The following is a 15,491-nucleotide window of genomic DNA, read 5'->3' on the forward strand; positions in this document are numbered from 1 at the left end:
CTATCTTTCCTTGTAATATAGCGACCTTTATTCTTTAAATGACTCTCAAATTTAAATCAAAACACGACTGATTTGGATATTAATCAATGTTTGTCTCTAGGATATGTAATATTATAATTTAGGTAAAGGTATAAATGTTACTATTATTATAATCATCGAATTAAGAGGGAATAAAAGAATAATAAAACCAATATAACGAGATATTTAATTAATTTAAATCGTATTTTGAGTAATATATCGCTTTAAACTCGGTGTAAAAGTTTTCTTCTGATATTCCACAATAAATTTAAACGACTAACATATTGAATAAACTTAATTTATTCATGAATATCTTTAATGGATAAGACTATTTTTATATAATGTGATTTACATCACGCCGTATATTTGAGAGTTATCGTCTATCAATAAGAAGATAGAGATTTATGCGATACCTCTTTCGATCATATTCAGTTTCTGATTTATTGGTTACACTATATCTTCCAGATATTCATAATGTCTGTTTGCTGGTATGAAATATCAGCGGTTCACTTTTGGAAGGTAGAGGCATGTCAGAACAAACAATTATTTGGGATCTTGACCTGATCCATAAGTATAACTATTCAGGTCCTCGCTATACATCATACCCAACAGCATTAGAGTTTAATCAGCAATATGGCGATGCTGATTTTATCAAAGCGACTCAACGTTATCCTGAGCGCCCTTTATCACTTTATATCCATATTCCTTTCTGCCATAAGCTGTGTTATTTCTGTGGCTGTAATAAAATTATTACGCGCCATAAACATAAAGCAGATGAGTATCTTGATGTTTTAGAAAAAGAAATTATTAATCGAGCACGCTATTTTAAAGACCGAAAAGTGACTCAAATGCATTGGGGGGGGGGGACACCGACTTTTCTAGATAAGCAACAAATTAGTCGATTGGTTTCGTTATTACGTCAGCATTTTGATTTTGTCGATAATGCAGAGCTTTCTATTGAAATTGACCCGCGTGAGATTGAATTAGATGTTATCGATCATTTGCGTAATGAAGGCTTTAACCGCCTGAGTATGGGCGTGCAAGATTTCAATAAAGAAGTACAACAAAAAGTAAATCGTGAGCAAGATGAAGCGTTTATTTTTGCATTAGTAGAGCGTGCGCGTGAAGTGGGTTTTCACTCCACCAGTATTGATTTAATTTATGGCTTACCTAAGCAAACCAAAGAGAGTTTTGCCTTCACATTAAAACGTGTCATTGAATTATCACCAGATAGATTAAGTGTATTTAATTATGCTCATTTACCTAATTTATTTGCAGCTCAACGTAAAATTAAAGATGAAGACCTCCCTTTAGCGGAAGAAAAATTAGAAATATTACAAGAAACCATTTCCACGCTAACGACAAATGGCTATCAATTTATTGGAATGGATCATTTTGCAAAGCCTGATGATGAATTAGCCGTGGCTCAGCGCAAAGGTATTTTACATCGTAATTTCCAAGGCTATACCACTCATGAAGAGTGTGATTTATTAGGTATGGGTGTTTCTGCAATTAGTATGTTAGGGGATAACTATGCGCAAAATGAGAAGGTATTGAAAGAGTATTATGCGCGCGTAAATAGTGAAGGTAATGCACTATGGCGAGGTTTATCACTGACTCATGATGATTGTATTCGCCGTGATGTAATTAAAACCTTAATTTGTAATTTTAATCTGCATTTTTCTGATATTGAAAAAATGCACGATATTGTCTTCCATGACTATTTTAAAGAAGATTTAGAATTACTTGTGCCAATGAAAGATGACGGTTTAGTTGAAATAACAGCTGACGGCATTCAAGTGACACCAAGAGGACGTTTGCTTATTCGTAATATCTGCATGTGTTTTGATACCTATTTACGAAATCAAATGCGCCAACGTCAATTCTCTCGTGTAATTTAAATACAAAAGAGGGTATATACTCTAAATCATTTGAGTTGCAGGTAGGCGGCAAGCAAAGATATCCCGATGAGCATACTCATGTATGTGATTCGGTAGCTGAGCGTAGCCAACACCCTTGCAACTTGAAGGATGACGAATATAGAGGATTAATATTCCTCTATCCCTAACTCTTTTAATTTACGGGTTAGTGTATTTCTGCCCCAACCTAATAGTCGTGCGGCATCTTGTTTATGTCCTTGTGTATATGCCAAGGCACTGAGTAATAGTGTGCGTTCAAATTGAGGTAGAGCATCTGTTAAGATGTTTTCTTTTCCTTCCCCTAATGCTTCATCTGCCCATAATGAAAGATGTTGTGACCAATGTTGAGAAGAAGCAATTCGATTGATATTTTTGGCTCTCTCATCAGGTTGGCGAATTTCTTGTGGTAAATCTTGAGGCATAATCTCTTGGCTTGCCGTCATTACCGTTAACCAGCGACACACATTCTCTAATTGTCTAACGTTGCCTGACCAGTTGTATTCCATCATGATTTGCAAACTTTGTTGATGCAATACTTTGGCTTCGACGCCCAATTCTTTTGCTGTTTTTTGCAGAAAATAGCGCGCTAAGCTGGGAATATCTTCCGTTCTATCACGTAATGGTGGTAATTGAATACGTATTACATTAAGTCGATGATAGAGATCTTCACGAAAATCACCGGCTTGAACGCGCTTTTCTAAGTCTTGATGTGTAGCGGCAATAATGCGCACATCAACTTTAACTGGAGCATAACCGCCGACTCGATAAAATTGCCCTTCAGCAAGCACTCGCAGTAACCGTGTCTGAATGTCGAGAGGCATATCACCAATTTCATCAAGAAAAAGAGAACCGCCATTGGCTTGTTCAAATCGCCCTTGGCGTACTTGAGAAGCACCTGTAAATGCCCCTTTTTCATGACCAAAAAGCTCTGATTCAATTAAATCTTTAGGAATAGCTGCCATATTGAGAGCAATAAAAGGAGAGGAAGCTCTTGGGCTGTGGCGATGTAATGCATGTGCGACTAGCTCTTTTCCCGTACCCGATTCTCCATTAATAAGTACACTGATTGAGGAACGAGAAAGTCGACCAATAATACGATAAACCTCTTGCATTGCAGGTGCTTCACCAATCATATCGGTAACTGATTGCAGTGAGGTTTCATCGGTATTCGGTTGTTTTTGCTCGCGATAATGCGTAATAGCGCGGTCAATTAATGCTAATGTTTCGTCGATATCAAATGGCTTTGGTAAGTAATCAAAAGCCCCTTGTTGATAAGCATTTACTGCGGCATCCAGATCAGAATGCGCAGTCATAATTATCACGGGTAAAGTAGGGTAGTTTTCTTTAATGATTTTAAGAAGAGATAAACCATCAATATCAGGCATACGAATGTCTGATAACAACACATCAGGTATTTCTGTATTGAGTGCATTAAGCACATCATTCGCATGTTCAAAGGTTTTACAAGATATACCTTCACGAGAAATGGCACGTTCAAGTACCCAGCGAATTGAGCTGTCATCATCAACAACCCATACATTTCCTTTTTGCATTGGTTATCTCCTACTTAATTGGTAAATAAATAGAAAACTCAGTATTTCCGGGCCAACTGGTAAATTCGATTTTACCTGCATGTTGATCGACTAAATTACGCGCAATTGATAATCCCAACCCATTTCCTCCTTCTCTACCACTCACCATGGGGTAAAAAAGCGTATCTTGTAGATGAGGAGGAATGCCATCACCCGTATCAATGACATCAATACGTGCAACCAGTTTGTAGCGCTCACCATGGAGTGTGACTTGAAAAGCAGTACGGGTACGCAAAATAATCGTCCCTCCTGTTTTTTCAACAGCTTGTAAGGCGTTACGAGTAATATTTAGGAGTACTTGTTCTATTTGATCTGGGTAATGTGATAACTCAGGTAAGCTGGGATCGTAATCTTTTAGCAAGGTAACATTTTCAGGGCATTCGAGAGAAATAAGTTGAGCAACGCGCTCAACGACATGGTGAATACTCTGATGTGTTTTTGTCCCTGGATGTTGGGGGCCGAGTAATCTGTCCACCAGCACACGTAGGCGATCAGCTTGTTCAATAATGACTTGCGTATATTCCGTTAAAGCAGGATCAGGTAAGGATTTTGCGAGCAATTGAGCCGCACCCCGTAATCCGCCCAACGGATTTTTAATTTCATGTGCCAGCCCCCTAACCAATTCCCTAGCAGCCATTTGCTGGGCTTGTTGTATCTGCTCTTGGCTTAACCGGCGTTGACTATCCATAGGCGCCAGTTCCAGCAAAATATGTTGTTCGGAAATAGGTTGGGCACTGAGCGACATTGTGTGTGATTGGTTATTTACAACCAATATCACTTCATTGTCGGTAAAGCTTTGTCCATTTGCTAATGTTTCACGCATTAAATCAGCATCAAAGGAGTAATAGCTGAAAAGGGCAGTGAAAGGCGTTTCAAATAATTTTCGACGGCTTTGTGCTAAAACCTGTAACGCAGAATGATTTGCGTAGCAAATAATAAACTCTTTGTTGATAACCAATACTGAGTGAATCAATGAGTCTAAAATTAATGTATTGTCAGGTAAGTCCGCCGTTTCCATATTGAATACCTCTTTGCACCATTTTAGTGCATCTTACCTTTATTGCATTAATGAACCAATGCGTAAGTGATAGATGGACTCCTTAAGTGGGAGAAAAGTGCCCATCCGAAGATGGGCAAAATAGCTTCACGGCAAAAAAAACAGTTTTACATCTTGGCTTAAGTTTTTATCAGTAAAACTTATCTTAAGCGCTGTAATACATTTCAAATTCAAGAGGATGTGGTGCCATACGTACACGTTGAACATCCGCACGTAATAACTCTAAATAAGCATCAATAGCATCATCAGTAAATACACCACCGCGGGTTAAGAATTCACGATCTGCATTTAATGCATTTAATGCTTCTTCTAATGAGCCTGCGACCGTTGGGATCTCTTTTGCTTCTTCTGGCGGTAAGTCATAGAGGTTTTTATCCATAGCATCACCAGGATGAATTTTATTGATAATTCCATCAAGACCAGCCATTAATTGAGCTGCAAACGCGAGATAAGGGTTTGCTAAAGGATCAGGGAAACGTACTTCAATTCGGCGTGCTTTCATGCTGGCAACCACTGGAATACGAATTGACGCTGAACGGTTACGCGCAGAGTAAGCCAGCATTACAGGTGCTTCAAAACCAGGGACTAAACGTTTGTAAGAGTTAGTGGTTGGGTTAGTAAATGCATTTAATGCACGAGCATGTTTGATAATACCGCCGATGTAATACAGCGCCATTTCAGATAATCCGCCGTATTTGTCGCCTGCGAACAGGTTTACACCGTTTTTAGACAGTGACATATGACAGTGCATACCTGAACCGTTATCACCCACGAGAGGTTTTGGCATAAAGGTCGCTGTTTTACCAAATACGTGAGCCACGTTTTGTACCACGTATTTATAAATTTGGGTTTCATCTGCTTTTTTGGTCATGGTATTGAAGCGAGTTGCTACTTCGTTTTGACCTGCAGTTGCTACTTCATGGTGATGTGCTTCAACCACTAAGCCCATTTCTTCCATAATGTTACACATGGTAGAACGAATATCTTGTGATGAATCAACAGGTGGCAGTGGGAAATAACCCCCTTTCACCATAGGGCGGTGACCTTTGTTGCCATCTTCATATTTGGTATTGGTGTTCCAAGCCGCTTCAATATCGTTGATAGCGTAAGAAGCACCCGAAATATCGTTTTTGAAACGAATGTCATCAAATAGAAAGAATTCGGGTTCTGGCCCAAACAGTACTGTGTCTGCAATACCACTTGATTTTAAATAGTCTTCAGCACGTTTTGAAATAGAACGAGGATCGCGGTCATAACCTTTCATTGTGCCCGGTTCTAAAACGTCACAACGAATAATCAGGGTTGGATCTTGGAAAAATGGGTCGAGCATTGCGGTTGTTGCATCAGGCATCAGTACCATGTCTGATTCGTTAATGCCTTTCCAGCCACCAATAGAGGAACCATCGAACATTTTTCCTTCTTCAAAGAAATCATCGTTAACCTGATGAGCCGGAATAGTAAGATGTTGTTCTTTACCGCGGGTATCAGTGAAACGTAAGTCAATATATCTAACTTTATGTTCTTCAATCATGGATAACACATGTTCAAGGGACATAGGAACTCTCCTGGCGAATGGTTTTATTGAGTGCAGTGGCCTTACACATTTTTCGGTGAATTTTTTGCTCACCTAAATTCTATTGCGAAAAGCATGCCAACTTATCTAAAAAGGGATATATACTGTATTGATGAAGTTTAGTGTAGAATATCTCCTGTGATTTTTTAATTATTGCACAAACTTGGTGCAAATTAAGCCTAATTAGTTGCACTATTTTGGTGCAACGGAACGGATACTACTAAATTCTGAGGCGTGAAAAGGATCACAATTCAATTAATTGCATATTGTTAAGCAATCATTATTGTGATCTTGTTTAGTCTCTCGTCTAAAGCGTGTACAATACTGCGCTTATTTCTACAATGCCTGAGGCAAATTTTGTGATCGAAAACTTGCGTAATATCGCCATCATCGCCCACGTTGACCATGGTAAAACAACTATCGTCGATAAATTACTACAGCAATCTGGTACGTTCGGTGAACGTGAAACCGTTGCTGAGCGCGTGATGGACTCAAATGATCTCGAAAGAGAGCGCGGAATTACTATTCTTGCGAAAAATACAGCGATTAAATGGAATGACTATCGTATTAACATCGTAGATACCCCAGGACACGCCGACTTCGGTGGTGAGGTAGAACGCGTTATGTCTATGGTAGACAGCGTTCTATTGCTGGTTGACGCGATGGATGGCCCAATGCCACAAACTCGTTTTGTGACACAAAAAGCGTTTGCTAACAACTTAAAACCAATTGTTGTTATCAATAAAGTTGACCGCCCTGGTGCGCGTCCAGACTGGGTTGTTGATCAGGTATTTGACCTGTTCGTAAACTTAGGTGCAACTGACGAACAACTTGATTTCCCAATTATCTATGCATCTGCATTAAACGGTATTGCGGGAACAGATTATAATGACATGGCTGAAGATATGACTCCGTTATATGAAGCTATTGTCAAATATGTAGAGCCACCAAAAGTTGATCTGGAAGGTACATTCCAGATGCAAATTTCTCAGTTGGACTACAACAACTACCTAGGTGTTATCGGTATCGGTCGTATCAAGCGTGGTAAAGTTAAACCTAACCAGCAAGTGACTATTATCGATAGCGAAGGTAATACCCGTAATGGTAAAGTCGGTAAAGTTTTAGGCCATTTAGGTTTAGAGCGTATCGAAGTTGATGTTGCTGAAGCTGGCGATATCATTGCAATCACTGGTTTAGGTGAACTGAATATCTCTGATACGATTTGTGAAGTGGGTGCTGTTGAAGCGCTACCTGCATTAGCCGTTGATGAACCAACTGTTAGCATGTATTTCTGTGTTAATACTTCACCTTTCTGTGGCCGTGAAGGTAAGTTTGTGACTTCTCGTCAGATTTTAGATCGTCTGAAAAAAGAGTTAGTCCATAACGTTGCATTACGTGTAGAAGAAACAGAAGATCCAGATGCATTCCGTGTATCAGGTCGTGGTGAGCTTCACCTGTCAGTTCTGATTGAAAATATGCGTCGTGAAGGTTACGAATTAGGCGTATCTCGCCCTAAAGTTATCTTCCGTGATATTGACGGTCGTAAACAAGAGCCTTTTGAACAAGTGACTATCGACATTGAAGAACAGCACCAAGGTGATGTGATGCAAGCGATGGGTGAGCGTAAAGGCGAAATGCGTGATATGCAACCAGATGGTAAAGGACGTGTACGTTTAGACTACATTATCCCTAGCCGTGGTCTGATTGGTTTCCGTACTGAATTTATGACCATGACATCAGGTACTGGTTTACTGTATGCAACATTCAGTCACTATGATGATGTTCGTCCAGGTGAAATTGGTCGCCGTAATAATGGTGTTATGATCTCTAATGGCCAAGGTAAAGCCGTTGCTTACGCACTGTATAGCTTACAAGACCGTGGTAAATTATTCGTTACTCATGGTGCAGAAGTTTATGAAGGCCAAGTAATTGGTATTCATACTCGCTCTAATGACTTAACAGTAAACTGTTTAACGGGTAAAAAGCTGACTAACATGCGTGCTTCTGGTACCGATGAGGCGACAACGCTGACTCCACACCTGAAACAAACATTAGAACAAGCACTAGAATTTATTGATGACGATGAGTTAGTTGAAGTTACTCCGCAGTCTATTCGTCTGCGTAAGCGTTATCTGTCAGAAAACGATCGTCGTCGTGCTTACCGTAGCAAAGACTAATTCGTTATTTTGATAACATAATTCTTAGGGCGCGTTTAGCGCCCTGAGTTTATACTCATCAAGAGTATATATTGCTATAAAAGACGAATGCGGTGGAAAATAATCTCTGCCGCATAAGTTTTCCATCAATCCTTTCTTCTCCCACCTTTTATCATGTTTTATCATCACCCCATAATCTCATTTTAGATAATGATGCTTCTCATCTCTTTTTTTATCTCTCCCTCTTTGGATTTTATGTTTTACAAAAAATTAAGTGTGATTATTGTACTTTTTTAGCGTTTAAGCCTGTTCAGTAACGCGATTTATGATTAAAGTAAAACGAGTTTTCTATTATGGAGAGGATTTATGCTTTATATCTTTGATATGGGTAATGTGATTATTGATATCGATTTTAACCGAGTATTCGCAGTATGGAGTAAGCTTAGTGGTGTTCCATTAGCAAGTATAAAAAAGAACTTCACAGCCGGCGAAGTTTTTAAATTACACGAGCGCGGTAATATTACAGATATCGAATTTGCTGAAGAAATTAACTCAGAACTTGGCATGAACTTAAGTTTTGAGCAATTTGCTGAAGGATGGCAGGCTATTTTTATCGCAGTACGACCTGAAGTCATTGATATAATGAATAAATTAAGAGAGCAAGGACATCGGGTTGTGGTGTTATCAAATACGAATCGCTTGCATCATGATTACTGGCCAGAGCATTATCCTGAAATCGCAGCTTCCGCTGATTTCCTCTACTTATCGCAAGATCTTGGTATGAGAAAACCCGATCCTGAACTGTTTAAGTATGTTTTGGAGTCTGAAAATGTTGAAGCACAAGACGCCATTTTTTTTGATGATTTACAAGCTAATGTCGATGCTGCTCTTTCGGTTGGTATGAAAGCCGTGCATGTAGTTGATAAAAATACCATTATCGATTATTTCAAAGATTATGATTTTTCTCTCCCAGTAGAAGAATAATGCTATCGTAAGGATAACAATAGGCTGAGTTTGTTATCCTTTTTTATTGATTTATTTTGGAGAGAGTATGATCGCATTAATTCAACGAGTGACACAGGCAAAAGTGGATATTGCAGGTGAAACAGTCGGTGCTATTAATCAAGGTTTATTGGTTTTATTAGGTGTAGAGAAAGACGACAACGAACAGAAAGCCAAAAGATTATGTGAAAAAGTATGTGGTTATCGCATCTTTAGTGATGAAAACGACAAAATGAACCTAAATGTGCAACAAGCTGGTGGCAGTTTATTAGTTGTCTCTCAATTTACACTTGCCGCGGAAACACAAAAAGGAATGCGTCCTGGGTTTTCGAATGGCGCCCCCCCAGAATTAGCGAAAAATCTCTATCACTACTTTATTGAACAATGTCAGCAACAAGGCTTAGAAACGCAAACAGGCCAATTTGCCGCAGATATGCAAATTACACTGACGAATGATGGCCCTGTTACCTTCTGGTTACAGGTATAACATCGAACGAGCAGTGATGTTAAAAGGAGCTCAGATATGTACCATTTACGAACCCCAAAAACAGAGGCCGAATTTGATGCCTATTATGCTTTTCGCTGGGAAATGCTTCGTAAACCTCTACATCAACCTGAAGGCTCTGAAAAAGACGGTTATGACACCTTTGCACATCACCAAATGGTTGTCGATGAAACAGGACAACCTGTTGCGATTGGACGACTCTATATCAATGCCGATAATGAGGGTGCTATTCGCTTTATGGCGGTGCACACGGATGCACAAGGTAAAGGTTTAGGTACTCTCGTTGCTATGGCACTTGAGTCATTGGCTCGCCAAGAGGGTATAAAACGAATAGTGTGTAGTGCGAGAGAAGAATCTGTAAGTTTCTTTGAAAAATTGGGTTATGAAAATTGTGGTTTAGTGACAGGCCCGCAAACAACACCCATTAAGCACTTTTTTATGAAAAAAAGTATTGAGTCTTTAGATGATATTCTTCATCGGCCTGATTGGTGTGCTGAATTACAAAAACAGTGGCATCAACATATTCCTTTAAGTGAAAAAATGGGGTTACGTATTACTCAATATACGGGAACACGTTTTTACACCACTATTCCAGAAGCGGGGAACCAAAACCCTCACCACACTATTTTTGCAGGCAGCCAATTTTCACTCGCAACATTAACGGGTTGGGGATTGATTTGGCTATTAATGCAAGAACATAAGTTGCAAGGTGATATTGTGTTGGTGGATGCGCATATTCGTTATCGCAAACCTGTATCAGGGCGTCCTGCTGCCGTTGCTGATATGGAAAATTTAAGCGGAGATTTAGGGCGATTAGCGAAGGGGAGTAAGGCACGAATTAAGCTAGATGTTGATATTTGTGGTGATGAAGGTGTTGGTGCTGTTTTTAGTGGTACTTATATCGTTTTACCTTCACAAAATAAGCAGTGCTAATTCAGCTAGCTATCTTTAAAGTCATTTAAAGGGAAATTATTATTTTCTTTTGGGTTACTTTTTCTATTTTCTGCGTTTTTAATTAAAAAAACAGAGTATAAAAAATCTATTCTTGAATGCTAGTGTTATAGAGTTTCTATCCCTATCCAATTGATGTATATTTCGCAGTTTACGGAGGGAAGCATGGACACCAATTTATCTACTCGTCTTAATAAATATATCAGTGAAAGCGGGATCTGCTCACGTCGTGAGGCTGACCGTTATATTGAGCAAGGACTTGTCCTTATTAATGGCAAACGCGCCAGTATTGGCGACCAAGTATTTGCTGGCGATGAAGTCAAAGTCAATGGTCGATTGATTGAAGCACAGGATAATTCTGAGCTGGTGCTGATTGCGCTGAATAAACCTGTGGGTATTGTCAGTACCACAGATGATGGCGAAAAAGATAATATTGTTGACTATGTTAACCACAGCACCCGCATTTTCCCAATTGGACGTTTGGACAAAGATTCACAAGGATTGATTTTCTTGACCAACCACGGTGATTTAGTCAATAAAATCCTACGTGCGGGTAATGATCACGAAAAAGAGTACCTTGTGACAGTGAATAAACCGATCACTGATGAATTTATTCATGGAATGGGTGCGGGTGTTCCTATCATGGGACAAAAAACCAAGAAATGTAAGGTCAAGAAAGAAGCGCCGATGGTGTTTCGTATAACCTTAGTTCAAGGGTTAAATCGCCAAATTCGTCGTATGTGCGAATATTTTGGTTATGAAGTCACTAAGCTTGAACGTGTTCGTATTATGAATGTGAGCTTATCTGGATTACCAGTCGGTGAATGGCGAGACTTGACGGATGATGAGCTGATCAAACTCTTTGATGCGATTGAAAAATCAACGTCAGAAGCACCACCAAAAGCTAAGCAAAATAAGCCGAAGAAACAAATCAGCAGTAATGCAAAAGCCTTGGGTATTCATATTCCTCAAACAAAAACCAAAGAAACGGAAAATAACTCTCGTAAGCGCTTTGCTCAGCCGGGTCGAAAAAAGAAAAAACGTTAATTTCATTTTTGTAGATGCGATAAAAACAAAAAAACACCTGAAAGGGTGTTTTTTATTTGTTCTATTTAGGCATCAATAAAGTTAGTCTAAATTCAACTCATCTAATTTATTTTGACGACGTTCAAGCACTATCGCGGCAAGTTCGGCATCCATAACTCGTTCAATTAAGGCGTCATAGTCTTCTTTAGAAAGGCAATAGAACAACGGAGTTTTGTTGTCATCACACACAAGCAGTGTGCTGTTATCTTTAAGTGCAGTTAAAGGAGATTGTTGAAACGTGTTTAAAGATATTTTTTCAGGGGAAAAATCTTCGTCAGACATGAAAACTCCACGATAAAGAAAAGGGCAATAGCGCATTGTAACGCTTTTTATTAAGGGAGCAATCCGTGCTCCTGCGAAAGATCAATATTATAGGTGATTAATTATTTCACCATTTTGTATTTCTGAATTGAGTATTTGTTGCTCACCTTTACTTCCAGTCAATGTGCCATTGAGTGTTGATATCACTGGGCTTGCACGTAAATTACCTTTCAATTTTAGTGTAAATTGACCTATTTCATCAGAGTAGGTTGTTTTTAAACCTAATGTATAAGGTATTGATAAAGGTACATTTAAACCATTAGTAATAAGTGAAAATTGGCGTTGTTGGTTAGATTGGATTAAGCCGGCTGAACCTCGAACAATGCCGTCACCAATAAATGCTGAATATTGCTCAATAATAGCGTTATCTTGCTGAGTGACAATTTTTAAATCAGGGCGACGTAATTCAATGCGATTTAATGTTCCACTATCTGCATTGAATACGGCTGAACCTTGCCATAATCCCCATTCACCTTCTTTTGCAACCATTAAATTTTGCAATTTTCCTGTTAAGTTGGTGAATTGAAATGGAAATTCCGGCGTGATATCAATCAAAATAGATTGGTTGATAGATAACTGTTCGATAGTGATATTTTGAATATTACTCTTGGTATCTATCGGTTTAGCTAAAAAATTGAGCCAATTTTCAGGTAACGTATATAAAAGACCTGATAGTGTGGCATCTTGGATCGTGATGGTTTTATTGTCTTTATTCCAATGACCAGCAAGCTTAATTAAGCCTTTTTCATAGCGTAAACTGAGGTTATCTAGATTGAGTTGATTGTTCTGCTGGTTGAGTTTTGCGATAAGATCAGTGAAGTGTTCATCTTGAAAAACAAGGTCATTTGTATTGAGCTCGCCGGTTGTAAATGAAAGAGCGTTATCCCAATTAAATTGAGAAAATTGCCCATCAAAACCACTCATTGCCCACTGTTTCCCTTCAGCCGTAAAATCAACAATATTAAGCGCTCTTATGCTAATGCGTGGGTACTCAGAGAGAGACTGAATTAATTCATTAAAAGTTTGCGAAGATTGCCAGCGTAAGCCATTCATATAAACTTCATCAAACTTCCATTGATTATCTTGATACTGACCACTTAATGAGAGTGAGCCATTAAGTAAATGCGTTCCTAGTTTTTCTATTTGAATATTATTGGGCTGATATTGACCAGAAATAATAAAGTTACTGAATTTATTATTATTTATCATTCCATCAGCAATAGAAAATTGAAAATGGCCTGCTCCAATAAAATCTTCCGATGTAGGTGCCCAAGGTGTAATTCCCCCCGTCACTTTGTTTGCTTCGAAAGAAAAATCCGCATTGGTGCTGTTTAAAATCATATTTTTAAATTGCAGAATATCAGCACTTAACGGTATTGATGGAGACTTATTGGTAAATTCAATATTGCCATTTTCTAATGTAATTTTTTGCAGATGGGAAGGGGTGGTAAAAAATTGCCAATCAAATCGGATTTGTGCTGATTTTGCCGATACTCTGGCTTTATCTTGTTTAGGATTAACGAGGAGATCATAAACAATAACTTGTTCGGGCTGCATAAGGTCATGTTCAATACCTGAGAAGCGAATGTCGTAATCAGTGTATTCTGTTAGCCATTCGCTTGCCTTTTGCGCTCCCCACTGAGTCTGAATAAAAGCGTAAATTATAATAATAAATAAAATAACAATAAGTATCAGAGATACCATACTTTTCATCAGCCAGCGCATTGCCCTTCTCCTGTTTTATACTCCATCAAAACAGTATACAGTTATGCCTGAAAACTAGGCGATGCTCAAGTATTCATCACTAGATAAAACAAGATTATTTAACTGTTATAATTTATGGCAACTACTTTTCTTGAGGGAAAATAAGATTAAGAATAATTGCCGTTAAGCCGCCTGCAGCAATACCTGATGACAGCAATGTTTTTAGCCAATCAGGAGCAAATTGTAATATTTGAGGCTGCTGTGAAACGCCCAGCCCTACCGCAAGTGAAATTGCAAGGATCATGATGGCTCGGCGATTTAACGCTTCTTTAGAAACAATGCGTACACCAGACGCAGCTATCGTACCGAACATAACTAATGTAGCTCCGCCTAATACTGGTTCAGGAATTCTTTGCACAAATTCTGCAACAAACGGAAATAATCCTAAGATAATGAGCATTGCGGCAACAACATAGCCTACGTAGCGACTCGCAACACCAGTTAATTGGATCACACCATTATTTTGACCAAAACAAGAGTTTGGAAAGGTATTGAAAAATGCCGAAACCATAGAGTTAATTCCATTAGCCAATACGCCCCCTTTGATCCGTTTCATATACAAAGGGCCACTAACGGGTTGTTCTGAAACATCAGAAGTTGCCGTAATATCGCCTATGGTTTCTAGTGAAGTGATCATAAACACCAGCATTAAAGGAATAAGCAAGTGCCAATCAAATGACAGCCCATAATAAAACGGCTCAGGAATAGTCATAAAAGGCGTTTCTTGATGTTCTACTGGTGTGGGCAACATATCTAAAGCCCAAGCAAGAACATAGCCCACAGCCATTGCAATGACTAAAGAAGCAACGCGTAAGTAAGGATTTTTTTGTCGATTAAGTAAAATAATAACGATAAGAACAGAGCCTGCTAATAACAGGTTTTGTGGTGAACCAAAGGTATTATTTTCGATAGCAGCATAACCACCACCAATTGAAGTTAATCCAACTTGAATTAAAGAGAGGCCGATTATCATTACTACGACACCTGAAACTAATGGTGTAATGATACGTCTTGCTAAGTGAAGTACACGAGACAGGATGATTTCGGTTAATGAGGCGACCATTAATGTCCCAAAAAGGGCCGCCATCATTGTAGGAATATCTGCGCCACCATTTTTAAGTGCTAATCCTCCCATAATGAGCGGAGCAACAAAGTTAAAGCTTGTTCCTTGGATTGATAATAATCCTGAACCTATCGGTCCCCATGCTCGAATTTGAATAAGAGAGGCAATACCTGATGCAAATAAAGACATGCTAATAATACGTTGAGTATCGTGTGCAGGTAATCCTAATGCTTGGCAAATAAGGATCGCAGGCGTGATAACCGCGACAAACATAGCTAGAAGATGTTGGCAAGCAGCAAAAAGTGTTTGTGGTAATGGCGGTTTCTCTTCTAAAGCAAAAAGAAGTTCGCTATTTTTTTTAATTGAAACATCACTATTTTTAGGCAAATTTTGATTTTCTGAAGTAACCATGGTGTGAATTTCTTATTCGGCAAAAACAGTATTTTAATGATCTGCGCCACAAAAGCAATCGTTTGCGTGAAAA

The 15,491-nt window shown here is 38.9% G+C and carries 12 protein-coding genes; 6 read left to right on the forward strand and 6 right to left on the reverse strand.

What is annotated here, in order from left to right; translation table 11 throughout:
* Window positions 1-545 precede the first annotated feature (545 nt).
* Window positions 546-1,919 (forward strand): oxygen-independent coproporphyrinogen III oxidase, encoded by a 1,374-nt coding sequence (gene hemN / locus GWI59_RS03655; RefSeq protein WP_109399115.1) that lies wholly within the window; start codon window positions 546-548, stop codon window positions 1,917-1,919.
* A gap of 146 nt (window positions 1,920-2,065) precedes the next feature.
* On the opposite strand, the gene glnG is transcribed toward hemN, so the two are convergent.
* The 3 genes from glnG to glnA form a co-directional block, all read right to left on the reverse strand.
* A complete protein-coding gene (glnG, locus tag GWI59_RS03660) occupies window positions 2,066-3,490 on the reverse strand; it encodes a nitrogen regulation protein NR(I) (protein ID WP_006534580.1) in 1,425 nt (474 codons plus the stop codon).
* Between the two features lie 10 nt (window positions 3,491-3,500).
* Entirely contained in the window at window positions 3,501-4,547 is a 1,047-nt protein-coding gene (gene glnL / locus GWI59_RS03665; protein ID WP_072064861.1) for a nitrogen regulation protein NR(II), read from the reverse strand.
* A gap of 184 nt (window positions 4,548-4,731) precedes the next feature.
* A complete protein-coding gene (gene glnA / locus GWI59_RS03670) occupies window positions 4,732-6,141 on the reverse strand; it encodes a glutamate--ammonia ligase (RefSeq protein WP_072064860.1) in 1,410 nt (469 codons plus the stop codon).
* Between the two features lie 359 nt (window positions 6,142-6,500).
* Between glnA and typA the strand changes: the two genes are divergently transcribed.
* The 5 genes from typA (at window position 6,501) to rluF (ending at window position 11,820) form a co-directional block, all read left to right on the forward strand.
* Complete coding sequence (typA, locus tag GWI59_RS03675; protein WP_006534586.1) at window positions 6,501-8,336, forward strand: ribosome-dependent GTPase TypA; 1,836 nt, start codon at window positions 6,501-6,503, stop codon at window positions 8,334-8,336.
* 345 nt (window positions 8,337-8,681) lie between these two features.
* Entirely contained in the window at window positions 8,682-9,299 is a 618-nt protein-coding gene (yihX, locus tag GWI59_RS03680; RefSeq protein ID WP_006534588.1) for a glucose-1-phosphatase, read from the forward strand.
* 67 nt (window positions 9,300-9,366) lie between these two features.
* Window positions 9,367-9,804, forward strand: a complete 438-nt coding sequence (dtd, locus tag GWI59_RS03685) for a D-aminoacyl-tRNA deacylase (RefSeq protein WP_072064855.1) — start codon at window positions 9,367-9,369, stop codon at window positions 9,802-9,804.
* Between the two features lie 36 nt (window positions 9,805-9,840).
* Window positions 9,841-10,755 (forward strand): fatty acid biosynthesis protein FabY, encoded by a 915-nt coding sequence (gene fabY / locus GWI59_RS03690; protein ID WP_072064853.1) that lies wholly within the window; start codon window positions 9,841-9,843, stop codon window positions 10,753-10,755.
* Between the two features lie 183 nt (window positions 10,756-10,938).
* Window positions 10,939-11,820 (forward strand): 23S rRNA pseudouridine(2604) synthase RluF, encoded by an 882-nt coding sequence (rluF, locus tag GWI59_RS03695; protein WP_072064851.1) that lies wholly within the window; start codon window positions 10,939-10,941, stop codon window positions 11,818-11,820.
* An 81-nt stretch (window positions 11,821-11,901) separates the two neighbouring features.
* Here the strand turns inward: rluF and GWI59_RS03700 are convergent, their stop codons facing one another.
* The 3 genes from GWI59_RS03700 to GWI59_RS03710 all read right to left on the reverse strand — a co-directional run bounded on the left by GWI59_RS03700 (window position 11,902) and on the right by GWI59_RS03710 (window position 15,418).
* The gene (locus GWI59_RS03700) at window positions 11,902-12,141 is read right to left on the reverse strand and encodes a hypothetical protein (protein ID WP_072064850.1); all 240 of its coding nucleotides are present in this window, start codon (window positions 12,139-12,141) and stop codon (window positions 11,902-11,904) included.
* An 87-nt stretch (window positions 12,142-12,228) separates the two neighbouring features.
* Window positions 12,229-13,905, reverse strand: coding sequence for an AsmA family protein (locus GWI59_RS03705; protein ID WP_161723992.1), 1,677 nt, complete (start codon window positions 13,903-13,905; stop codon window positions 12,229-12,231).
* Window positions 13,906-14,026: 121 nt separating this feature from the next.
* A complete protein-coding gene (locus GWI59_RS03710) occupies window positions 14,027-15,418 on the reverse strand; it encodes a uracil-xanthine permease family protein (RefSeq protein ID WP_161723994.1) in 1,392 nt (463 codons plus the stop codon).
* Between the last annotated feature and the right edge of the window lie 73 nt (window positions 15,419-15,491).

This window comes from Proteus sp. G2673, from assembly GCF_009915125.1.
GTDB classification, from domain to species: Bacteria; Pseudomonadota; Gammaproteobacteria; order Enterobacterales; family Enterobacteriaceae; genus Proteus; species Proteus penneri.